This is a genomic window from Paraburkholderia sp. Clong3, assembly GCF_050436485.1.
GTDB lineage: Bacteria > Pseudomonadota > Gammaproteobacteria > Burkholderiales > Burkholderiaceae > Paraburkholderia > Paraburkholderia tuberum.
The window spans coordinates 1562180-1583752 of record NZ_JBNDMH010000003.1; the positions used below are offsets into that span (position 1 = coordinate 1562180).

The window sequence follows — 21573 nt, forward strand, 5'->3', positions numbered from 1 at the left end:
ACTTACGCGCGTCGACCGATGTCGGTGCGCTCTGCGCTGGGCAGATGGCGCAAGAGTAGGGGATCGAAACAAAAGGTGTTGCGATGCGATGTGCGTCAAAAAACCGCCTTGTTTTATGCGAAATACGCTTATCGATGAGGCAAGCCGTTGTTGAATATCAAGTTTCTTTTGGCGGCCGATACGTGGCCGTGTGTGCCTCGTCGCGTGAGCTGCGTCAATCGACCGCGCTGCAGCAATGCGTTTCGCGCAGCCTTGCGCGGCAAGGTCGCGGGCGGTGTCTGTCGCCAGCCGACAATCGATCCATCCAAACCGACTTCGTCGGTGGGCGTGCTGGTCAGGCGATTTTTTTACTTCTACGATGCACGCTGCCGCCTGGCCGTTTCAGCGATTTCTCTTCAGTATTCGTTGCGCATTATCCGTTCGCCATTCGTTTGGTGTTGATGTTATTTCGCGGCGGAATTTCTCAATAGGTCATGACTCATTGCCGCATTCGCACGGCGTTCTGTCATGCGTCGCGCGCATACTTCGTGAGCAGCGTCCGCTTCATCCACCTGCCGGCGACGGCAGACTTCATCGACAAGGAGTCAGCAGATGAGCACGATCAGAACGAAAGACGGTACCTCGATTTTCTACAAGGACTGGGGCCATGGCCGCCCGGTCGTGTTTTCGCACGGCTGGCCGCTGACCGCCGATGCGTGGGATGCGCAGATGCTGTTTCTCGGCAGCAAGGGCTTTCGCGTGATCGCGCACGACCGGCGCGGTCACGGCCGCTCGGAGCAGCCGTGGGACGGCAACGAGATGGACACCTACGCCGACGATCTCGCCGCGCTGATCGAACATCTCGATCTGCAGGACGCGACGCTGGTCGGCCATTCGACAGGCGGTGGCGAAGTTGCGCATTACATCGGCCGGCATGGCACGGGGCGCGTCGCGAAGGCTGTGCTGATCGGCGCGGTGCCGCCGCTGATGCTGAAGACCGCCGATAATCCGCTCGGCCTGCCGATCGACGTGTTCGACGGCATCCGCAAGGGCGTCGCGGACGATCGCTCGCAGTTCTTCAAGGATCTGGCCGTGCCGTTCTACGGCTACAACCGGGAGGGCGCGAAGGTGTCGCAGGGCGTGATCGATTCATTCTGGCGCCAGGGCATGGCCGGTTCGATCAAGGGGCTCTATGACTGCATCGAGCAGTTCTCCGAAGTCGACTACACCGAAGATCTGAAGAAGATCGACGTGCCGACCCTGGTGCTGCACGGCGACGACGACCAGATCGTGCCGATCGACGCAGCCGGCCGACGCACCGCGGAGATCGTCAAGAACGCAACGCTGAAGGTTTATCCGGGCGGCCAGCACGGCATGTGCACGGTGGAGGCCGACAAGGTCAATGTCGATCTGCTCGAATTCATCGGCGCCTGAGCGAACGTAACGATGTGATCTGTTGAGGGCGCGGGCGGCATACGGACGCCGCTCGCGTCGGACGCCACGCGCCCGCTGGCGTCGGGTAAATCCACTCCTGGAACAAAAATCCACTTCGAGTTATACGATGTCGCACGAACGCGACGTTCCTATGCCTTTGCATTTTAAAGAGGTACGAAACCGCCGCGCAGTAATTTAAGGGTAAATGCGGAGTTGAAATCCGCTTGTCCATCGTCGATAGTACGTTATCGTACAACTTGAGTGTGTTATGCGACGCGCGCAGCGCGATTCGCCGGCCGCTCAGATCCTCTGTCTGTTCTCTGAAGACCTTGCGCGCGGCGCAGTAAAAGGAACCCCTATGAAGAAGATTGCCCTGAGTGGCGCCGGCGGCCAGCTCGGCTCCGTGGTACGTGCTGAATTCGTCGCGCGTGGCGTGCCGTTGCGCTCGGCCGCGGGCTCCAAAGTACTGACGCCGCTCGTCGACGGCGAAGACGTGATGAACGGCGACCTGCGCGATCCGGCGGTGGTCGACCGTCTGCTGAACGGCGTGGACGTGCTGATCCATTTCGCCGGCACGAGCGTCGAGCGTCCGCTGCCCGAGATCATCGAGAACAACCTGCGCGGCCTCGTCGAAGTCTACGAAGGCGCGCGCCGCAATGGCGTGAAGCGCATCGTGTTCGCGAGCTCGAACCACGCGATCGGCATGTACCCGGTCACCGAGCATCTGAGCCTCGACTGCGAACTGCGCCCGGACGGCTTCTACGGCCTGTCGAAGGTGTGGGGCGAAGCGCTCGCGCGCATGTACTGGGACAAGCACGGCATCGAAAGCGTGTGCGTGCGGATCGGCAGCTGCCTCGAGCGTCCGACCGAGCAGCGCCATCTGAGCACCTGGTTCGGCCACAAGGACCTGATGCATTTCCTCGAGCGCTGCATCGAAGCGGAAGACGTCGGCTTCCTGACCATCTGGGGCGTGTCGGCCAATACGCGCAGCTGGTGGGACAACAGCGGCGCCGCGCGCCTTGGCTACGAGCCGAAGCAGAACGCCGAGGACTACGCGCAAGACATCCTGTCGCGCCCGAATCCGCTCGATGAGCTGTGCCAGCGCTACCAGGGCGGTAGCTTCGTCGGCATCGACTATTCGCGCAAGGCTTAAGTCCCGTTCGGTTTGACGGGCATTGCATCACGAGGAGTGGCAGCAATGAAGATCAAGGGTATTCGCTGGGGGATGGTCGCGCTGGTCGCGGCCGGCCTGATCATCAATTACCTGGCGCGTAACACGTTGTCGGTTGCGGCTCCGACGATGATGAAGGAGCTGAACATCACGACCGAGCAGTATTCGCACGTGGTCGTGGCGTGGCAGCTCTGCTATGCGTTCATGCAGCCGGTCGCCGGTTTCGTGCTCGACACGATCGGCACCAAGGTCGGCTTCGCGGTGTTCGCGCTGGCGTGGTCGGTGGCGTGCGCGGCGGCGGCATGGGCGACGGGCTGGCGTAGCCTCGCCGTGTTCCGCGGTATCCTGGGTCTCGCCGAATCGGCCGGGATTCCGGCTGGCGTGAAGGCGACCAGCGAGTGGTTCCCGGCGAAAGAGCGGTCGGTTGCGATCGGCTGGTTCAACATTGGCTCGTCGATTGGCGCGCTGCTTGCGCCGCCGCTCGTCGTGTGGGCACTGTTTCACGGCCGCTGGCAACTCGCGTTCGTGATCGTCGGCGCGGCGGGTATCGTATGGAGCGTGCTGTGGATGATCATCTACAAGCATCCGCGCAACCAGAAGCTGCTGGGCAACGCGGAGCGCGACTACATTCTGAGCGGCCAGGAAGCGAAGCATCACGATGACATCAACACGCCGAAGCGCAACTGGCGCGCGATGCTGGCGAGCCGCGATTTCTGGGCGATCGGTATTCCGCGAATTCTGTCCGAGCCGGCCTGGCAAACGTTCAACGCGTGGATTCCGTTGTACATGATGACCGAGCGTCACATGAACCTGAAGGAAGTCGCGATGTTCGCGTGGATGCCGTTCCTCGCCGCCGACATCGGCTGCGTGCTCGGCGGTTATCTGAGCCCGCTGTTCCACAAGTACGCGAAGGTGTCGCTGTTCACGTCGCGCAAGATGGTGTTCGTGGTCGGTGCGCTGTTCATGATCGGGCCGGCGTGCGTCGGTCTCGTCGAGAGCCCGTACATGGCGGTGGCGCTGCTGTGCGTCGGCGGCTTCGCGCACCAGACGTTGTCGGGCGCACTGTACGCGATCACCTCGGACATGTTCGGCAAGCACGAGGTCGCGACCGCGACGGGCATGGGCGGCATGGCTGGATATCTGGGCGCCGCGGCGTTCACCGCGCTGTTCGGTGTGCTCGTCACGCAGATCGGCTATAGCCCGCTGTTCGTCGTGCTGGCGGTGTTCGATCTGATCGCCGCGGTCGTGGTCTGCCTGATGGCCAGGAGTTCGGACAAGATGCCGGAGCCGAAGTGGGCGTCGGCCGGTGCGGTGACGGCGAAGTAAGGCGAAGTGCGGTCGGCTTTAGTGGGCCGATGTTGTGAAAGAAGCGGCGCCCATGAGTGGGCGCCGTTTTTTTGTCGGTTTTGCGGCCGTTTGCAGGATGGCGCTGTTGCGCCGTGAGCGTTGCAGCCGGCAAGCAGATTAGTCGCCCAGCAGACGTTTTAATTCGTCAAAGAAGGATGCGGTAGTGTATCCCCACAATTTCGGATGGAAATTAAATCCATAATCTTCGTAAAACTTTTGGTCAAGATTTTCGCCTGCTTCTTTTTTATATTTATCTATTTCGCGTAGCGTCTCTGCAATTTCTTCTGTAGAACTGTCTCCCTTGAAGCATGATACAACCTGCTCCAGAGTATCACCCCAGAGATCGCTATCTTGGTTGAGATATCCCCCGAACAGGACATAGAACTGGGGGTATGATTCTTCGTTCATCATTTCAGTAGATAAGACGTCAAAATGTAATATGGCATTCCATTGTATTTCTCATATTTCAAGACAACCTGAACCGTACTCATACCCTTTACTTGCCCGGTTTCTCGGATAATTCCATAACCTACAGTTTTTCCAACGTTATGGAATAGGGTTAAAACATGTCTCGGATTTGATTGAGCCCAATTCCTGATTTTCAGTGTGTTGGATTCCATGGCATTGGAGATCGCCCATTCCGCCGTCGGTAAATCCCGAAACGACGATACTACTTCTCTTTTTGGTTCCAGGCGCAGCCGCTCGCGCAATTGCGCCTCAGTCCGCCCGACATGCTTTTCGATTGTATGCCCGCCGATCCGGCTACCGTCCTTTGCTTCGTGCTCCATCAGTCTGATCCGGCCCATCACGATCCGCGAAGTCCGTATAGCCTTGACCGAACTAGCGAAGCCAAACGGCACGACCATATCGAGCCACAGACCGATATTGTTCGCCATATCGGGACTGGCCTTCATCGCCTCGGCAAGTTTCGTCGTGCCCTGCTGGGTCAGCGTCGCCGTATCTCGCGCCGTCCAGATCTGACGCAAGCCAGCGGCCGCTGTGTCCGAGCCGTGTACGCCGAACACAACGCATCCGGCCTTGCTTGCCATGGTCGGCTCCGGCATCACACACAGCGCGCCGGCCCCGACCATTTCCAGCAGACCGCCGACAAGTTGCAATCCGCCCCATAGCCGGTTGGAAAGCAATTCGCTCTGGCTGATCGATTGGCGCGTTAGCACCGCCGCCAGTTGTGGCGCACTGAGTACGACGCGCACGCCATCCGAATCCTGGTTATATGACACTCCGGACTCCTCTGTCGTTGTTGGGGCTATCAAGCTAACAGCCGGGTGCAGAGCGAGGGAATGGGCGAAGGATGATTCTTGTGCCAGCCCGTGCGTCCCGATGGTTCGCTCGATCGGACGTTAGTTGGATTGGATGGCGCAAGGGCATGGGGCGAATGCCATGGCAGCCCGGCCACTACCCACGCCGTACGCTTTGACAGCCGCAAGAGGGGCGCGTAGCTCGCAATAAAATTGCGAAAGCATCGGCCGTTAATGAGGAGACGAAAGGTCGCGAGCTATGCTCACGCGTTGATGGTCATACGCTGGTTAGAAGCGCTGGATCAGGCGGCAATTCAGAGCGATGCCGCGGCGGAAGCCGTAATGGTCGACCGCGAGAAGAGCATCGCTCCCGATCAGACGACGAATTGCGATCGAGCCGGCCATCGGTCACATGCGGACAGACGGAAAACCCGATCGCAACTGTGAAGTGGCGCCGCGCAACAGCGCGCTTATGCGCTCTTCTGACCGATCTCGTGATTCGCGAGCACTTCGAGCGCGCGCACCATCGCCGAGTGGTCCCACGCCTTGCCGCCGTGCGCGACGCACGCGTTGAACAACGCCTGGCAGGTGGCGGTGTTCGGCAGCGACACGCCGAGCGCCTGCGCGGTCGACAGCGCGAGGTTCAGGTCCTTCTGGTGCAGTTCGATGCGGAAGCCCGGATCGAACGTGCGCCTGGTCATGCGCTCGCCGTGCACTTCGAGAATGCGCGACGATGCGAAGCCGCCCATCAGCGCCTCACGCACGCGCGCCGCATCGACACCCGCCTTCGACGCGAGCAGCAGCGCTTCGCCGACCGCCTCGATGGTCGCCGCGACGATCACCTGGTTGGCGACCTTGCACACCTGGCCCGCGCCGACCGCGCCGATCAGCGTGACGTTCTTGCCCATCATGTCGAACAGGGGCTTCACGCTGTCGAACGTGGCCTGTTCGCCCCCGACCATGATGGTCAGCGAGCCGGCCTTCGCGCCGACTTCGCCACCGGACACCGGCGCGTCGAGATAATCGGCACCGGATTCGCGCACGCGCGCCGCGAAATCGCGGGTCGCCATCGGCGAGATCGAGCTCATGTCGACGACGGTCTGGCCGGCGCGCAGCGCGCTCGCGAGGCCGTTCTCGCCGAACAGCACGCGTTCGACGTCCGGCGTGTCAGGCACCATGATGAAGATCACGTCCGCGTTGGCGGCGACCGCGGCGGGGTTGTCGCATGCGAGGGCGCCGGCCTGCGTGAGCTCGGCGGGCACGCCGCTACGCGTAAAGGCGGCGAGCGACACGCCGTTTTTCAGAAGGTTGGCGGCCATGGGCTTGCCCATGATGCCGAGTCCGATAAAGCCTGCTTTTTGCATGGAATGCTCCGAAGATGTCGTGGCGGCCGCGTTCAAGCCTCGCCCGCCGGTTTCTGCATGAAGTGTTTCTGTGCCGCCTGCGCGGCGCCCTTGAGCAACCCGAGATCCGCGCAGACCGCGACGACGCGCGCGCCCATCGACAGATATCGTTCCGCGTCGGCCTGCAGCGGCGCGAGAATGCCGCTCGACTTGCCGGCCGCCTGCGCGCGCGCGAACACATGCGCGATCGCCTGCTGCACGTCCGGATGGCTCGCATTGCCGAGGTGGCCATACGACGCCGCGAGGTCGGACGGACCGATGAAGACCGCGTCGATGCCGTCCACCGCGAGGATGCTGTCGATATTCTCGACCGCCTTGCGGCTTTCGATCTGCGGGATTACGCAGACGTTGTCGTTGGCGATCGCGAAGTAGTCGGACACGGTGCCGTAGCGATTGCCGCGATGGCCGACCGACACGCCGCGAATGCCCTGCGGCGGATAGCGTGTCGACGCGACCGCGCGGGCGGCGTCGTCGGCGCTGTCGACGAAGGGCACGAGGAAGTTCGAGAAGCCGCTGTCGAGAAAACGTTTGATCACGACGCTGTCGTTGGCCGGTGGTCGGACGACCGGTGCGCTGCCGCTGTCCTTGAGCGCCATCAACTGCGGGATCAGCGTGAGCACGTCGTTGGGCGCGTGTTCGGCGTCCAGCAGCATCCAGTCGAAGCCGACCGTGCCCAGCAGTTCAGTGGCGATCGGGCTGGCGAGCGACGCCCAGCAGCCGATCTGGGTTTTTCCCTCGCGCACCGCGCGCCGGAAGCGGTTGGGCAAGGACTCGTAAGGCGTGACGGCGGGCATGCGGTGTCTCCTCGAACTGCGATGGATCGGGAAAGGCTGCGACAATGCTAAACCGCGAAATGCGAGTTATAAGTCGTCGTATGACAAGCTGCAGACTAGCACCGCACGGCCCGGTTGTAATGGGCGAGTATACCCGTATGCCCCTGTCAGACAAGCGTTTCGGGTTGCATAGGGCCCCCGCGATGTTGTAGGATGACCCATATCTTTAGCCTTCATTAAAGGAAAGTCAAAAATGCCTATTACCGGCGAAATGCTGATCGGTCGCAAAGCCGTGCGCGGCGAAGAAAAACCGCTGCGCGCGTTCAATCCTGCCACGGGTTCCGAGATTGCCGAGCCGGTGTTCGGCAGCGGCACCGTCGAGAACGTCGAGCAGGCCTGCGCGCTCGCGCAACAGGCGTTCGACGCCTACCGTCAACTGCCGCTCGCAGTGCGCGCCGAGTTCCTGGACCGTATCGCTGACGGCATCACCGCGCTCGGCGACGAGCTGATCGAGCGCGCGCAGGCTGAATCGGGACTGCCGAAGGCGCGTCTGGAAGGCGAGCGCGGCCGCACCACCGGCCAGTTGAAGCTGTTCGCGCAGACCGTGCGCGCGGGCCAGTGGCTCAACGCTACGCTCGATTCGCCGCTGCCGGAGCGCAAGCCGCTGCCGCGCTCGGATCTGCGCATGCAGAAGATCGCGCTCGGTCCGGTCGCGGTGTTCGGCGCGAGCAACTTCCCGCTCGCGTTCTCGGTGGCGGGTGGCGACACCGCCGCGGCGCTGGCTGCTGGCTGCCCGGTCGTCGTGAAGGCGCATCGCGCTCACCTCGGCACGTCGGAGCTGGTCGGTCGCGTGATCCAGCGCGTCGCGCAGGAAATGGATCTGCCCGAAGGCGTGTTCTCGATGATCGTCGGCGCGGGTAACTCGGTCGGCGAGGCACTGGTTGCGCACCCGGCCATCAAGGCGGTCGGCTTCACCGGTTCGCGCGCGGGCGGCACGTCGCTGATGCGCGTCGCGGCGGCGCGTCCGGAGCCGATCCCGGTATACGCTGAAATGAGCAGCATCAACCCGCTGTTCCTGCTGCCCAACGCTCTTGCGGCACGCGGCGACAGCATCGCGCGCGGTTTCGTCGACTCGCTCGTGCTCGGCGCGGGCCAGTTCTGCACCAACCCGGGCCTCGCCATCGCGATCGACAGCGACGCGCTGAAGGGCTTCGTCGCGACGGCATCGGAAGCGCTCGCGGCGAAGCCGGCGCAGACCATGCTGACCTCGGGCATTCACGCCGCGTATGAGGACGGCGAAGGCAAGCTGGCCGCAACGAAGGGCGTCGAAGTCGTGGCACGCGGCGTCGCCGCGACCGGCCCGACCCAGGCTTGCGCGGCGCTGTTCGTGACCGACGCGCAGACGTTCCTCGCGAACCCGGCACTCGAAGACGAAGTGTTCGGCCCGGTGTCGACGATCATCCGCTGCAAGGACGAGCAGGAAATGCTGAAGGTCGCCGAACACTTCGCGGGCCAGCTGACCGCGACGCTGCAGATGGACAGCGCCGACGTGGCCGCTGCGAAGAAGCTGGTGCCGATTCTCGAGCGCAAGGCCGGCCGGATTCTGGTCAACGGCTTTCCGACCGGCGTCGAAGTGTGCCACGCGATGGTCCACGGCGGCCCGTTCCCGGCAACGTCGGATAGCCGGGCGACCTCGGTCGGCACCACGTCGATCGACCGCTTCCTGCGCCCGGTCTGCTACCAGGACTTCCCGGCCGAGCTGCTGCCGGAAACGCTGGCCGACGGCAATCCGCTGGAACTGTGGCGTCGTCGCGATGGCGAACTCACGCGCGGTTAATCGCGTGACGCCGTCCTGAACGGATGCGCGCCCGGGCCGGTCGGCCGGGCGCGGATCGAAGGGAAGGGCGGACGCAATCGCAAGATAAAAAAATGGCCGGGAGATCCCGGCCATTTTTTTCTCCCGCGAGCTTGGTGAGAATCAGCTGTTCGCTTCGCTCACTTCATTCGCGCGACGCAGCCGCTCGCGGCTATTCGACAGATGCATGCGCATCGCGGCGCGTGCGCCTTCGGCGTCGTGCCGGCTGATCGCCTCGAGGATGCTTTCATGCTCGAGGTTCACGAGCGACAGATACGCATCAGGATCGGCGCGCGCGATGCCGGCCGAGTCGAGCCGGTTGCGCGGAATCAGCGCGCTGCCCATTTGCGACAGGATGTCGACGAAATAGCGGTTGCCGGTTGCGCGTGCGACCGAGATGTGGAACTGCAGGTCGGCCTGCACGCTGTCGAGCCCGTTGTGGCGCGTGGCCTCGATCGCGTCGAGCGCGGTGCGCATGCGCGCGAGGTCGTCCGGCTTCGCGCGTTGCGCGGCGAGACCGGCACATTCGGTTTCGAGGCTGATGCGCAGCTCCAGAATGCACAGCACGTCGCGCAGCGTGGTGGCGGGCACCATGTCGATGCCGAGCTTTTCGCGTTGCGGCTCGAGCACGAAGCTGCCGATGCCGTGCCGCGTCTCGATGACCTTGCCTGCCTGCAGGCGCGAGATCGCCTCGCGAATCACCGTGCGGCTCACGCTGAGTGTGCTCATCAGCTGCGATTCGGTGGGGAGTTTGTCGCCCGGCTTCAGCAAGTTGGCCGTGATCTGCTCGGTGACGTAGTTGACGACGAACTCGGCAAGATTGCGAGCGCGTCGTGGCGGTGCCGCGGATGCTAGTGGTGTAGCCATCGAAAACGCTCCTTGTTTGAAAGATCGCTGGGAATCGTGCATTTTTATTATATCGTCGTCTGACGACTGATTATATAAGGCCGGATCGTTTCCGGCGCAAATGTCACGTATATCGGCGCAGGCCCGAAGTTTGGCGCCTCGGCGCGGATAAATCGCGCGAGGCGCCGGGCCGGTCGGCCGGAAGTACGATAACCGCGACGATAACCAAGCCTATAACGGGCTCACGCCGGGCGCAACTCGACCCGCCGGATATCCTTGACGATCACCAGATAGCTGATCACGGTCAGCAGCGCGTTCGCGCCGACGAACACCAGCGCGCCATTGAACGAGCCCGTGCGGGCGACGAGATAACCGATCACGATCGGCGTCACGATGCCGGCGATGTTGCCGAACATGTTGAAGATCGCGCCGGACAAGCCGAGCGCTTCCTTCGGCGAGGTATCGGCGACCACGGCCCAGCCGAGCGCGCCGATGCCCTTGCCGAAGAACGCGAGCGACATCAGCGCGACGACGACCCAGTCGGTCGACACGTAGTTGCAGCCGATGATGCAGGTCGACAGCAGCATGCCGCCGACGATCGGCACCTTGCGCGCGACGGTCAGCGAACAGCCGCGGCGGATCATTGCGTCCGACAGCACGCCGCCGAGCACCCCACCGAGAAAGCCGCAGATCGCCGGCAGCGAGGCCACGAGGCCCGCGTGCAGGATCGTCATGCCGCGCGCCTGCACGAGGTAGATCGGAAACCACGTGAGGAAGAAGTAGGTCAGCACGTTGATGCAGTACTGCGCGAGATAGACGCCGAGCAGCATGCGGTTGCTGAGCAACTGACGCACGAGCGTCCAGCCGCCGGCCTTCGAAACATCGTCCGGGCGCGTCTTGCGCGCACCGCTGACGAGCCCGCCACCTTGCTCGATGTACTCGAGCTCGGCGCGCGACACGCGCGGATGGTCGGCGGGATTCTTCATGACCTTCAGCCACGTCAGCGCGAGCAGCAGCCCGGCCACGCCCATTACGACGTAGACCATTTCCCACCCGAACGCGTGCGTGAGCCACGCCATCAGCGGCGTGAACACGACCGCGGCGAAGTATTGCGCGGCGTTGAAGATCGCCGACGCGGTGCCGCGCTCGTTGGTCGGGAACCAGCTCGCGACGACCTTCGCGTTCGCCGGGAACGCCGGCGACTCGGCCGCGCCCATCACGAAGCGCAGCGCGAACAGGCCGGTAATCGCCGCACCGGCGCTGCCGAGCAGGCCGACCGAGCTCTGCAGCAGCGTGAATAGCGACCACGAGAAGATGCTCGCCGCGTACACGCGGCGTGCGCCGAAACGGTCGAGCAGCCAGCCGGCCGGCAGTTGCGACAGCACGTAAGCCCAGCTGAATGCGGAAAAGATATAGCCCATGCGGATCGCGTCGAGGCTGAACGCGGTGCGCATTGCGGAACCGGTGACGGACAGTGTCGCGCGGTCGGCGTAGTTGAGGGTGGTGATCACAAAGATCAGCAGCAGGATCCCGTAGCGGACCTTGGTGCGTGCCGCGCTAGAAGCGGCGTCGGTGGAACTGGCCGAGCGGCTCAAGTCCATGGGTCATCTCCTGTATTGTCGGCGAGGTGTAGTCTGCACACCGGGTGGCCCGCAGACCACCTGCCTGTCGGGCAAACACACGAACGCCCGGCGACGTTGCTGTGCCGGGCGTTCGCCACGCGGCCGTCCAGGCGGCCCTCATCGATGAGGCTCGCGAGCTACTTCGCTAGAAGCCCTAACGCCGGTGCCTTACTGCGGTCCGAGCTTCTTGATCAGCGCGTCGAGCTGCTCCATTTCTTCCGGCGTCAGATCGGTCAGCGGTGCGCGCACCGGACCTGCGTCGTGGCCGACCAGCTTCGCGCCAGCCTTGACGATGCTGACCGCGTAGCCGGCGCGGCGGTTGCGGATCTTCAGGTACGGCAGGAAGAATTCGTCGATCAGCTTGCCGACGGTCGCGTGGTCGTCAGCGGCGATCGCGCGGTAGAAGTCCATCGCGGTCTTCGGGATGAAGTTGAACACCGCCGACGAGTACACCGGCACGCCCAGCGCCTTGTAGGCTGCAGCGTAGACTTCCGCGGTCGGCAGGCCGCCGAGGTACGAGAAGCGCTCGCCGAGGCGGCGGCGGATCGTCACCATGTTTTCGATCTCGCCCACGCCGTCCTTGAAGCCGATCAGGTTCGGGCAACGGTCTGCCAGACGTTCGAGCATGTCGGCGTTGAGCTTCGAGTTCGCGCGGTTGTAGATGATCACGCCCATGCCCGGAACAGCCTTGCAGACCTCTTCGGCGTGCGCGGCGATACCGTCCTGGCTTGCTTCGGTCAGGTAGTGCGGCATCAGCAGGATGCCGTGCGCGCCGAGGCGCTGAGCTTCCTTCGCGTAGGCGATCGCCACGCGGGTCGGGCCGCCGGCGCCGGCGAGGATCGGTACCTTGCCCTTGCAGACCTCGACCGCGGTCTTGACTACTTGCGTGTAGTCGTCTTGCGTCAGCGAGAAGAATTCGCCCGTGCCGCCGGCGACGAACAGCGCCGATGCGCCGTACGGCGCGAGCCATTCGAGACGCTCTGCGTAGGTGTCGGCGCGGAAGTCGCCTTTAGCGTCGAAGTCGGTGACGGGGAAGGACAGGAGGCCTTCCGAAACGATCTGCTTGAGTTCCTGCGGTGTCGTCATGATCAAAATATCCAGGCGTCGGATTGGGTCGTTGTTGGTTCCAACCAGTACAACGGACGTCGTACTAGTAGAAAATCTTTGGAAATCAGATTTCTTATACGTCATCGTACAACAACAAATCCGGTAACTCAACGGGGTTTTCACGGCATAATTCACGCTATAGGGTAAATACGGAACATCCAGGCGAAACTTCACGTTGTAGGATGACGTATGATTTCTGGCGAAGCAGGTCTATCACGCCTCAAGGATCGATCAATGGAACAAACTCCGCTCTACATCCGCGTTCATCCCAATGACAATGTCGCGATCGTCGTCAACGACGGCGGTCTGGGCGAGGGCGCGGTATTCGCCGATGGCCTCAGGCTGCGCGAGCGTGTGCCGCAGGGCCACAAGGTCGCGGTGGCCGATCTCGCCGAGGGCGACGAGGTCATCCGCTATAACGTCGTGATCGGTTATGCGCTGAAGCCGCTGCCGAAGGGCAGCTGGATCAACGAACACTTGATCCGCATGCCGAGGCCGCCGGGACTCGAAGACCTGCCGATCGCCACCATCAAAGCGCCGGACATGCCGCCGCTCGAAGGCTATACGTTCGAGGGCTACCGTAACTCGGACGGCTCGGTGGGCACGCGCAACATCCTCGCGATCACGACCACCGTGCAGTGCGTCGCCGACGTCGTGCAACACGCGGTCACGCGCATCAAGGCCGAGCTGCTGCCGAAATATCCGAATGTCGACGATGTCGTCAGCCTCGGTCACACCTACGGCTGCGGCGTCGCGATCGACGCGCCCGACGCGATGGTGCCGATCCGCACCGTGCGCAACATCGCGCTGAACCCGAACTTCGGCGGCGAAGTGATGATGGTGAGCCTCGGCTGCGAGAAGCTGCAGCCCGAGCGTCTGATGCCGCCGGGAACGATTCCGATCGCGGCGGCGGCGGTCGTCGACGACGTCGCGGACATCGGTAATGTCGCGCTAGACCAGAACGGCGACGTCGTGGTGCTGCAGGACGAATCGCACGTCGGCTTCCAGTCGATGATCACGTCGATCATGAGGATGGCCGAAGGGCATCTGAAGCGTCTGAACAACCGTCGTCGCGAAACCTGTCCGGCGTCGGATCTGGTGATCGGTGTGCAGTGCGGCGGTAGCGACGCGTTCTCGGGCCTGACCGCGAACCCGGCCGTCGGATTCGCAACGGACCTGCTGGTGCGCGCCGGCGCGACCGTGATGTTCTCGGAAGTCACCGAAGTGCGCGACGGCGTCGATCAGCTGACCGCGCGCGCGGCCAATGCGGACGTCGCACAGGCGATCATCCGCGAGATGCAGTGGTACGACGATTACCTGAAGCGCGGCGGCGCGGACCGCAGCGCGAACACGACGCCCGGCAACAAAAAGGGCGGCCTGTCGAACATCGTCGAAAAGGCGATGGGCTCGATCATCAAGTCGGGCAACTCGGCGATCTCCGGCGTGCTGTCGCCGGGTGAGAAGGTCAATCAGAAGGGCCTGATCTACGCGGCGACGCCGGCCAGCGACTTCATCTGCGGCACGCTGCAGGTCGCCTCGGGCATCACGCTGCACGTGTTCACGACCGGCCGCGGCACGCCGTACAGCCTCGCCGAAGTACCGGTCATCAAGGTCGCGACGCGTTCGGACCTCGCGCGTCGCTGGCACGATCTGATGGACATCAACGCCGGCACGATCGCGACCGGCCAGTCCAGCATCGAGGAGGTGGGCTGGGAACTGTTCCGCCTGATGCTCGAAGTCGCGAGCGGCCGCAAGGAAACCTGCGCGGAGAAGCTCGGACTGCACAATGCGTTGACACTGTTCAACCCGGCGCCGGTGACCTGAGCAGGCACCGTGCCCCGTCAATACTCAGGCGAGCGCTGGTCCAGCCGGCGCTCGCTTTTCCGTTCAGAAGACCCGATCGCAATCACAACAGCAAAGAGACATGACCGATTTGAACGTTGACCGCTCCGCGGCAAAGAAACCCTTCCGCCGTCTGCTGCTCACCGGCGCCGCGGGCAACCTCGGCAAGCAACTGCGTCCCGCGCTCGCGCAATGGGCCGACATCGTGCGCGTGTCCGATATCGCTGCGCTCGGCGAAGTCGCCGCGCACGAGGAAGCGGCCGTCGTCAATCTCGCCGATGAAGCAGCCGCGCACGCGCTGCTCGAAGGCGTGGACGCGGTGGTGCATCTCGGCGGCATCTCCGTCGAAGCGCCGTTCGAAGACCTGCTCGAAGCGAACATCCGCGGCCTCTACAACGTGTACTCGTCGGCGCAAAAGCATGGCGTGAAGCGCATCATCTACGCGAGCTCGAATCACGCGGTGGGTTTCCATCCGGTGACGTCGGTTCTCGATACCGAAGTGCCGCTGCGTCCGGACGGCATGTACGGCGTGACGAAGTGTTTCGGCGAATCGCTGTCGCGCTACTACTTCGACCGCTTCGGTCTCGAGACCGTGTGTTTGCGGATCGGCTCGTCGTTCGAGCAGCCGAAGACCGCACGCATGCTCGTCACGTATCTGAGCTACCGCGATTTCATCGAGCTCGTGCGCTGCTCGCTGTTCACGAACCGCGTCGGTCACGCGATCGTCTACGGCGTGTCGAACAACCGCATCTCGTGGGTCGACAACACGAACGCCGCGTTTCTCGGCTACCGTCCGCAAGACAGCTCGGCGCAGTTCGACCACCTGTTCCCACCGAGCGCTCCCGACACGCGCTTCGACGACCCGACCCAGCTGTACCAGGGCGGCCCGTTCGTGCTAGCCGGTCCGATGGAGCCGAAGCGGGAGCCTGAACAATGAGCGCGAATCCGCAAGTGGAGCGCTTCGAAGCGGCCGGTCCGTTGCCCGCGGCCACCGGTGAAAGCCCGGTCTGGCGCGCGGCCGAGCAGGCGCTGTACTGGGTCGACATTCCGGCGAAAAAGATCGTGCGCGGCTCGCTCGAGACAGGCAAGCGCACCGAATGGCTGCTGCCGGAGCAGGTCGCCTGTATCGCGTTCGATCACGCCGGCACCGTGCTCGCCGGCTGCGAGACCGGGTTGTTCGCGGTCTCGCTCGCGGACGCGTCGAAAGCGGCGAGCGGCGAGCCGCTGACAGCGTCGCTGCGCAAGCTCGCGGCGCCTGAATTCCCGCACGGCGGAATGCGTTTCAACGACGGCCGCTGCGACCGGCAAGGGCGTTTCTGGGCCGGCACGATGGTGATGGACATGGCCGCGGCGATCCCGGGCGGCGCGCTGTACCGCTTCGACGAGAAGGGCGTGCTGTCAGCGCCGGTCGTCGATTCGCTGATCACGCAGAACGGCCTGGGCTGGTCGCCGGACGGCACGACGATGTATCTGTCCGACTCGCATCCGCTGCGCCGGCTGATCTGGGCGTTCGACTACGACGTCGACACCGGTGAGCCGCGCAACCGCCGCGTGTTCGCCGACCTGCATCACTATTCGGGCCGTCCGGACGGCGCGGCGGTCGATGCCGACGGCTGCTACTGGATCTGCGCGAACGACGCCGGTCTGCTGCTGCGTTTTACGCCGCAGGGCAAGCTTGACCGGCAGGTTCCGGTGCCGGCCATCAAGCCTGCCATGTGCGCGTTCGGCGGCCGCGATCTCGATACGCTGTTCGTCACCTCGATTCGTCCCGCCAACGGCGCGAGCGAGCACGACGGCCACGTGTTCGCGCTGCGGCCTGGCGTGAGCGGGCTGCCTGAGCCCGAATTCGCAGGGCAACTGTAACGTTGCTTGCATGAAGCATGCGCCGGGACGAAGTTTTTCTCCCGGCGTTTTGATTTTTCAGGACCATTCGTGTGGCCCTTTATTTGTCACTCGTCGTACAACGTGTTGTGTGAAGACCACGCCGCCACGTATTTCTTCAGCAAAAATACCACAGCTCGCAGACTGTACCGATTCCGTCCCCATCCAATGCCAGACGGTGCGGGACCTTGTGGCATGCCACAAGGTCATTCGTACCGGCGCTTTTCTTGATGCGGGTAAATACCGTCTGTACAAGATAAAACCCCTTTTATAGACTTCGTATGTTGTCGTACAACATATAAGCCCAAACAAATGGCTTTCTGTGTTGGTGTGACAGTGCAATTCGGTGGGTTTGCAAGGCATTCGTGCCGCCGCGGTCGATGCGGCATGCATGTCCGAAGCCGGCCGGCGTGATTGAAGTAAGTAGTCGAGTTGTCGACTGGAGTGCTGGGTCAACTGTGCCGGGGAAGTCGCACAGCCAGTACGGCCAACGCCCGCACCTGCGAAGGCAGTGAGCGTGAAGCCGGAGACGCGTCAAAACCATGTCACATCCGCTGTTGCCGGGATGGCCTATTTTTCAAGGAATGTCACGATGAACAAGAAGTTTGCCTCTTCCCATGTTTCGATGATCGTCGCGGCCGCGGCGTTGGCGTTCAGCACGATGTCGGCTGAAGCGCGCGTGTTCCGCGTCGCCGATGTGCACGGCGACACCTTCCCGACCAACATGGCCGTGAAGTACATGGGCGAGGAGATCAGCAAGGCGACCGGCGGCAAGGACTCCGTGAAGGTGTTCGGCAACAGCGCGCTCGGTTCGGAAAACGACACGATCGACCAGGTCCGTATCGGCGCGCTCGACATGGCCCGTGCCAACGGTGCTGCGTTCAACGAAATCGTGCCGGAATCGATGATCCCGTCGCTGCCGTTCCTGTTCCGCGACGTCGACCATTTCCGCAAGGTCATGTACGGTCCGGAAGGCCAGAAGATCCTCGACGCCTTCACCGCGAAGGGCATGATCGCACTGACGTTCTACGAGAGCGGCGCACGCTCGATGTACGCGAAGAAGGCGATCAAATCGCCGGCTGACATGAAGGGGCTGAAGGTCCGCGTGCAGCCGTCCGACCTGATGGTCGACGAAATCAAGGCAATGGGCGGCACGCCGACCCCGATGCCGTTCTCGGAAGTCTATACGGGCCTGAAGACCGGCCTCGTCGACGGCGCCGAAAACAACCTGCCGTCGTACGAAGAAACCAAGCACTTCGAAGTCGCTCAGGTCTACTCGGAAACCGAGCATTCGATGACGCCGGAAGTGCTGGTGTTCTCGAAGAAGGTGTGGGACACGCTGTCGCCGCAAGAGCAGCAGATCATCAAGAAGGCCGCGGCTGACTCGGTGCCGTACTACCAGAAGCTGTGGACCGCGCGCGAAGCCGACGCACAGAAGGCCGTCACGAAGGGTGGCGCAACGGTCATCGCGGCTTCGCAGATCGACCGCGCGGCTTTCGTGAAAGTGATGCAGCCTGTGTGGGCGAAGTACGAAAAGACCCCGCAAATGAAGCAGATCGTCGACGAGATCGAAGCAATCAAGTAAGTCACGCGTCCCGGACGCAATCAGCAATAGCAACGCTTGTCGCAACAGCGGCGTGAATGGTCCCGCGAGGAAACTCGCGAGACCTTCCGCCGCGTGATTTCGCGCGCGCGTGCGGATCGTGTCGCATCGGGACGGCTGAATCTCAAGCACAGGTCGGTCGTAAGCAAGGACAGGGTCATGAGTTTCCTGAAACGCCCAAATGATTTTCTTTTTCGCGTGCTGCTGGTCGTGGCGTCGCTTAGCCTCGCCGTGCTTTGCCTGCTCGTGATTTATAGCGTGGTGATGCGCTACGTGTTTAGCGACGCGCCCGATTTCGTTGAGCCCATCGCATTGCTGCTGGTGATCCTGATCGCGATGTTCGGCGCCGCGCTGAAGGTTCGCGAGGGCGGTCACATCGGACTCGACTCGCTCGTCAAGAAATTGCCCGAGAAAGGCCAGGTGATCGCGAAAGGGATTCAGCACCTGTGTCTGGTCGCTTTCGCGGTGGCGGTCTTCGTCGGTTGCCTCGAGATGGCGGAAACCACGATGGGCGACCGCATTCCGATCATCGGCGTGCCGGAAGGCGTGCGCTACTGCATCCCGATCTTCGCGAGTGTGTGCATCGCGTTGTTCTCGATCGAGCATCTGCTCGAGCTCTTCGCGGGGAAACGGGAAGAGCCGGCGCTCGAACTCTCCGCCACGGAATAAAAGTAGAACCATCATGGAACTTGCCCTTCTTGCCGCCAGTTTTCTAATCTTCCTCTTCCTCGGGGTTCCGGTTTCATTCGCGTTGGGCCTGTCCTGCGTTCTGACGTACCTGTTCGAAGGCTTGCCGACCGCGACCGCGATGCAGTCGATGATCTCGGGCATGAACGGTTTCTCGTTCCTCGCGGTCCCGTTCTTCATCTTCTCCGGCGAGTTGATGCTCCACGGCGGCATCGCTGACCGCATCCTGCGTTTCGCGCAGGCCACGGTCGGCCATTTCCGTGGTGGCCTCGGCATGGCCAACGTGGTCGCCTGTACGCTGTTCGGCGGCGTGTCGGGTTCGCCGACCGCGGATACGTCGGCCATGGGCGGTGTCGTGATCCCGCTGATGAAGCGCGAAGGTTATAGCGCCGCATACGCGGTCAACGTGACCACGCACTCGTCGCTCGCCGGCGCGCTGATGCCGACGTCGACCAACATGATCATCTACGCGTTCGCCGCGCAAGGCGTGAGCGGCGTGCTGAACGGCAAGCAGATGAGCGGCGTGTCGATCGGCGATCTGCTGTTCTCGGGTCTGTTGCCGGTGCTGTGGGTGATGGGTCTCGTGCTGATCGCCGCTTACTGGCAGGCCGTCAAGTTCGGCTATCCGCGCCGTCCCGACGGTTCGACCGAACTGCAGCGTTTCCCGGGCTGGATGGCGGTGCTGCGCACGTTCATCGGCGCGGTGCCGGGTCTGATGGTCATCGCGATCATTCTGTTCTGCGTGGCGCGCGGTATCGCCACCGCGACGGAGGCGGCCGCGATCGCCGTGGGTTATTCGCTGATATTGACCATCGTCGTGTATCGCTCGCTGTCGATGAAGAAGCTCGGCCATGCGCTCGGCAAGGCCGCGAAAACGACCGGCGTGGTGCTGCTGCTGATCGGTGTGTCGAACATGCTGCGCTTCCAGATGGCCTATCTGGAGATCCCGGAGGCGATCGAACGCATGCTCGACGGCGCGACCTCGCTGCCGTGGCTGATGTTGTTGTACATCAACGTGATTCAGGTGTTCCTCGGTACGTTCGTCGACATGGCGGCGCACATCCTGATCACGACCCCGCTGTTCCTGCCGATGGCCATGCACAACGGGGTGGGCCCGGTTCAGTTCGGCATCATGATTCTGCTGAACTGCGCGTTGGGTCTCGTGCATCCGCCGATTGGCTCGGTGCAGTTCATTGGTTGCGCAATTGGCAATGTGTCGATAGGGGAAACTACTAAGGTGGCTTGGCCGTATTACCTCGCTATCTTCTCGGCCATCAATATTGTCACCTATGTCCCGTGGTTCTCGACCTGGTTGCCGAGCATCATCAACGGTCACCCGGTGTTCTGATCCAAATAAAACGTCTTACCCACACTCAGCGGCGCTCGCATAGGCCGCATTAGAAAGTTTTTAACAGAGGAGTAAAAATGAAAAAGACTCTCTTAGCTTCGGCCTTGGGGTTGGTCGCCCTGGGCGCACATGCGCAAAGCAGCGTGACGCTTTACGGTATCGTCGATACGGGCCTGGGTTGGCAGAACAGCTCGGCGTCGCTGACCACGGCGGCGAAACCGCAGACCGTCCCTGGCAACTCGCAGGTCAAGATGATCAACGGCATCTGGGCAGGCAGCCGTTTCGGTTTGAAGGGCTCGGAAGATCTGGGTGGCGGCACGAAGACGATTTTCACGTTGGAAGAAGGCTTTAACAGCGCAACTGGCGCGCAAAGTGTGTCGGGTCTGGCATTCAACCGCCAGGCATGGGTCGGTCTGACGAACGCGCAGTTCGGTACGCTGACGGCAGGCCGCGGGTACACCTCGTACTACACGCTGCTCTCGCCGTATAGCCCGACCACGTGGCTGACCGGTGCATACGGTGCGCATCCGGGCGATATCGACTCGCTGGATACGACGTTCCGGGTGAACAACCAACTGGTTTATACGTCGCCGAGCTTTGCCGGTCTGACGGTTAGCGGTTCGTACGCACTGGGCGGCAATGCGGGCAGCTTCGCAGCCGGCCAAACCTGGAGCGTGGCGGCACAGTACCTGAACGGCCCGATCGGTATCGCAGCAGGTATCCAGCGCATCGACAACGCGGCAACCGTTGGCACCCCCGCGTGGAATTCCACGGCGACGAACAACGGCGCTCAGCCGTCCGTCTCGGCAATCAACAACGGCTTCCAGACCGCAGCGAAGCAGCAGCGCATTGCGGTGACGGGTGGTTACGCGTTCAACTCGCAGTGGGACGTTTCGTTCGCATACTCGAACGTTAAATACACTGCGGGCGAGGCTTCGCTGTTCCACGACACGCAGATCTGGAATACCGGTGGCGCAGTGCTGCACTGGAAGCCGATCTCGGTTCTGGACGTGGCCGCTGGCTATAGCTACACCCGTGCAACGTCGTCGAACGGCATTCAGAGCACGGCTACCTACAACCAGTTCAACCTGTCGCAGTACTACTCGCTGTCCAAGCGCACCGGTCTGTACGCACTCGAAGCGTATCAGCGCGCTAGCGGCCAGACGCTGTCGGGCAACGGCAAGTCCATCATCAACGCAGTGGCAAGCATCGGTGACGGCCAGAACGGTTCGCCGTCCTCGTCGCGCAGCCAGACCGCAGTTGGCGTGGGTATCATCCACAAGTTCTAAACAGTTACTGAATACGTGGCGGCGCGTTGTTTTGCCGCCACATCGACGCGTTTTTTTCGCGTCGTCAGTCTCGCAAAGCTGCGCACATTACGTGCGCAGCTTTTTTTTCGAATGCTTCGTTTTGATG

19 protein-coding genes and 1 pseudogene are annotated in these 21573 nt (G+C 62.6%); 13 read left to right on the forward strand and 7 right to left on the reverse strand.

What is annotated here, in order from left to right:
- The first annotated feature begins 147 nt into the window (after window positions 1-147).
- From OKW30_RS30575 to OKW30_RS30590, 4 genes are all read left to right on the forward strand, one after another.
- Window positions 148-441, forward strand: a complete 294-nt coding sequence (locus OKW30_RS30575) for a hypothetical protein (RefSeq protein ID WP_429348448.1) — start codon at window positions 148-150, stop codon at window positions 439-441.
- Between the two features lie 150 nt (window positions 442-591).
- On the forward strand, window positions 592-1413 hold the full coding sequence (locus tag OKW30_RS30580; RefSeq protein ID WP_429348449.1) for an alpha/beta fold hydrolase: 822 nt from the start codon (window positions 592-594) through the stop codon (window positions 1411-1413).
- 358 nt (window positions 1414-1771) lie between these two features.
- The gene (locus tag OKW30_RS30585; protein WP_184067005.1) at window positions 1772-2566 is read left to right on the forward strand and encodes an NAD-dependent epimerase/dehydratase family protein; all 795 of its coding nucleotides are present in this window, start codon (window positions 1772-1774) and stop codon (window positions 2564-2566) included.
- Between the two features lie 45 nt (window positions 2567-2611).
- Window positions 2612-3910 carry an MFS transporter gene (locus OKW30_RS30590; RefSeq protein WP_184069194.1) on the forward strand — a complete coding sequence of 433 codons (1299 nt, stop codon included), beginning with the start codon at window positions 2612-2614 and terminating at the stop codon, window positions 3908-3910.
- Between the two features lie 138 nt (window positions 3911-4048).
- Here OKW30_RS30590 and OKW30_RS30595 read toward each other — a convergent pair whose 3' ends face one another.
- Both OKW30_RS30595 and OKW30_RS30600 read right to left on the reverse strand, forming a co-directional pair.
- Window positions 4049-4339: a contact-dependent growth inhibition system immunity protein gene (locus OKW30_RS30595; protein ID WP_260321424.1), complete on the reverse strand. Its 291-nt coding sequence runs from the start codon at window positions 4337-4339 to the stop codon at window positions 4049-4051.
- Window positions 4339-5172: an RNase A-like domain-containing protein gene (locus OKW30_RS30600; RefSeq protein ID WP_429348450.1), complete on the reverse strand. Its 834-nt coding sequence runs from the start codon at window positions 5170-5172 to the stop codon at window positions 4339-4341. Before OKW30_RS30600 ends, OKW30_RS30595 begins: the two co-directional genes overlap by 1 nt.
- A 290-nt stretch (window positions 5173-5462) precedes the next feature.
- On the opposite strand from OKW30_RS30600, the pseudogene OKW30_RS30605 reads away from it, so the two are divergent.
- Window positions 5463-5632 (forward strand): annotated as a pseudogene (locus tag OKW30_RS30605) (IS5/IS1182 family transposase); the annotation flags it as partial.
- Between the two features lie 28 nt (window positions 5633-5660).
- Here OKW30_RS30605 and OKW30_RS30610 read toward each other — a convergent pair.
- A complete protein-coding gene (locus OKW30_RS30610; protein ID WP_260336498.1) occupies window positions 5661-6590 on the reverse strand; it encodes a 2-hydroxy-3-oxopropionate reductase in 930 nt (309 codons plus the stop codon).
- Window positions 6587-7387: a 2-dehydro-3-deoxyglucarate aldolase gene (garL, locus tag OKW30_RS30615; protein WP_184034205.1), complete on the reverse strand. Its 801-nt coding sequence runs from the start codon at window positions 7385-7387 to the stop codon at window positions 6587-6589. The genes OKW30_RS30610 and garL overlap by 4 nt, the downstream gene beginning before the upstream one ends.
- Before the next feature lie 232 nt (window positions 7388-7619).
- Between garL and OKW30_RS30620 the strand changes: the two genes are divergently transcribed.
- Window positions 7620-9203, forward strand: coding sequence for an aldehyde dehydrogenase (NADP(+)) (locus OKW30_RS30620; RefSeq protein WP_429291069.1), 1584 nt, complete (start codon window positions 7620-7622; stop codon window positions 9201-9203).
- A gap of 141 nt (window positions 9204-9344) precedes the next feature.
- Here OKW30_RS30620 and OKW30_RS30625 read toward each other — a convergent pair whose 3' ends face one another.
- The 3 genes from OKW30_RS30625 to kdgD all read right to left on the reverse strand — a co-directional run bounded on the left by OKW30_RS30625 (window position 9345) and on the right by kdgD (window position 12775).
- A complete protein-coding gene (locus OKW30_RS30625; RefSeq protein ID WP_184069206.1) occupies window positions 9345-10088 on the reverse strand; it encodes a FadR/GntR family transcriptional regulator in 744 nt (247 codons plus the stop codon).
- A gap of 221 nt (window positions 10089-10309) precedes the next feature.
- Entirely contained in the window at window positions 10310-11668 is a 1359-nt protein-coding gene (locus OKW30_RS30630) for an MFS transporter (protein WP_429348451.1), read from the reverse strand.
- A gap of 189 nt (window positions 11669-11857) precedes the next feature.
- Entirely contained in the window at window positions 11858-12775 is a 918-nt protein-coding gene (gene kdgD, locus OKW30_RS30635; RefSeq protein ID WP_184069212.1) for a 5-dehydro-4-deoxyglucarate dehydratase, read from the reverse strand.
- A gap of 255 nt (window positions 12776-13030) precedes the next feature.
- Here kdgD and garD point away from each other — a divergent pair, with 255 nt between their 5' ends.
- From garD to OKW30_RS30670, 7 genes are all read left to right on the forward strand, one after another.
- The gene (gene garD, locus OKW30_RS30640; protein WP_429348452.1) at window positions 13031-14620 is read left to right on the forward strand and encodes a galactarate dehydratase; all 1590 of its coding nucleotides are present in this window, start codon (window positions 13031-13033) and stop codon (window positions 14618-14620) included.
- A 100-nt stretch (window positions 14621-14720) separates the two neighbouring features.
- Window positions 14721-15575: an NAD-dependent epimerase/dehydratase family protein gene (locus OKW30_RS30645; protein WP_429348453.1), complete on the forward strand. Its 855-nt coding sequence runs from the start codon at window positions 14721-14723 to the stop codon at window positions 15573-15575.
- Window positions 15572-16501 carry an SMP-30/gluconolactonase/LRE family protein gene (locus OKW30_RS30650; RefSeq protein WP_429348454.1) on the forward strand — a complete coding sequence of 310 codons (930 nt, stop codon included), beginning with the start codon at window positions 15572-15574 and terminating at the stop codon, window positions 16499-16501. The genes OKW30_RS30645 and OKW30_RS30650 overlap by 4 nt, the downstream gene beginning before the upstream one ends.
- Window positions 16502-17111: 610 nt before the next feature.
- Window positions 17112-18104 (forward strand): TRAP transporter substrate-binding protein, encoded by a 993-nt coding sequence (locus tag OKW30_RS30655; protein WP_184069225.1) that lies wholly within the window; start codon window positions 17112-17114, stop codon window positions 18102-18104.
- A gap of 177 nt (window positions 18105-18281) precedes the next feature.
- The gene (locus OKW30_RS30660; protein ID WP_035470962.1) at window positions 18282-18791 is read left to right on the forward strand and encodes a TRAP transporter small permease; all 510 of its coding nucleotides are present in this window, start codon (window positions 18282-18284) and stop codon (window positions 18789-18791) included.
- Window positions 18792-18804: 13 nt separating this feature from the next.
- Window positions 18805-20157: a TRAP transporter large permease gene (locus OKW30_RS30665; RefSeq protein ID WP_184069228.1), complete on the forward strand. Its 1353-nt coding sequence runs from the start codon at window positions 18805-18807 to the stop codon at window positions 20155-20157.
- 77 nt (window positions 20158-20234) lie between these two features.
- Complete coding sequence (locus OKW30_RS30670) at window positions 20235-21446, forward strand: porin (RefSeq protein WP_429348455.1); 1212 nt, start codon at window positions 20235-20237, stop codon at window positions 21444-21446.
- The last annotated feature ends 127 nt before the right edge of the window (window positions 21447-21573 follow it).

Bases quoted from the DNA above. Each gene is read 5' to 3' on its own strand.
- OKW30_RS30585 (WP_184067005.1), top strand. From the start codon at position 1,772: ATGAAGAAGATTGCCCTGAGTGGCGCCGGCGGCCAGCTCGGCTCCGTG.
- OKW30_RS30660 (WP_035470962.1), top strand. From the start codon at position 18,282: ATGAGTTTCCTGAAACGCCCAAATGATTTTCTTTTTCGCGTGCTGCTG.
- OKW30_RS30665 (WP_184069228.1), top strand. From the start codon at position 18,805: ATGGAACTTGCCCTTCTTGCCGCCAGTTTTCTAATCTTCCTCTTCCTC.
- OKW30_RS30645 (WP_429348453.1), top strand. From the start codon at position 14,721: ATGACCGATTTGAACGTTGACCGCTCCGCGGCAAAGAAACCCTTCCGC.
- OKW30_RS30580 (WP_429348449.1), top strand. From the start codon at position 592: ATGAGCACGATCAGAACGAAAGACGGTACCTCGATTTTCTACAAGGAC.
- OKW30_RS30595 (WP_260321424.1), bottom strand. From the start codon at position 4,339: ATGAACGAAGAATCATACCCCCAGTTCTATGTCCTGTTCGGGGGATAT.
- OKW30_RS30630 (WP_429348451.1), bottom strand. From the start codon at position 11,668: ATGGACTTGAGCCGCTCGGCCAGTTCCACCGACGCCGCTTCTAGCGCG.
- OKW30_RS30590 (WP_184069194.1), top strand. From the start codon at position 2,612: ATGAAGATCAAGGGTATTCGCTGGGGGATGGTCGCGCTGGTCGCGGCC.
- OKW30_RS30625 (WP_184069206.1), bottom strand. From the start codon at position 10,088: ATGGCTACACCACTAGCATCCGCGGCACCGCCACGACGCGCTCGCAAT.
- kdgD (WP_184069212.1), bottom strand. From the start codon at position 12,775: ATGACGACACCGCAGGAACTCAAGCAGATCGTTTCGGAAGGCCTCCTG.
- OKW30_RS30670 (WP_429348455.1), top strand. From the start codon at position 20,235: ATGAAAAAGACTCTCTTAGCTTCGGCCTTGGGGTTGGTCGCCCTGGGC.
- OKW30_RS30620 (WP_429291069.1), top strand. From the start codon at position 7,620: ATGCCTATTACCGGCGAAATGCTGATCGGTCGCAAAGCCGTGCGCGGC.
- OKW30_RS30650 (WP_429348454.1), top strand. From the start codon at position 15,572: ATGAGCGCGAATCCGCAAGTGGAGCGCTTCGAAGCGGCCGGTCCGTTG.
- garD (WP_429348452.1), top strand. From the start codon at position 13,031: ATGGAACAAACTCCGCTCTACATCCGCGTTCATCCCAATGACAATGTC.
- garL (WP_184034205.1), bottom strand. From the start codon at position 7,387: ATGCCCGCCGTCACGCCTTACGAGTCCTTGCCCAACCGCTTCCGGCGC.
- OKW30_RS30655 (WP_184069225.1), top strand. From the start codon at position 17,112: ATGAACAAGAAGTTTGCCTCTTCCCATGTTTCGATGATCGTCGCGGCC.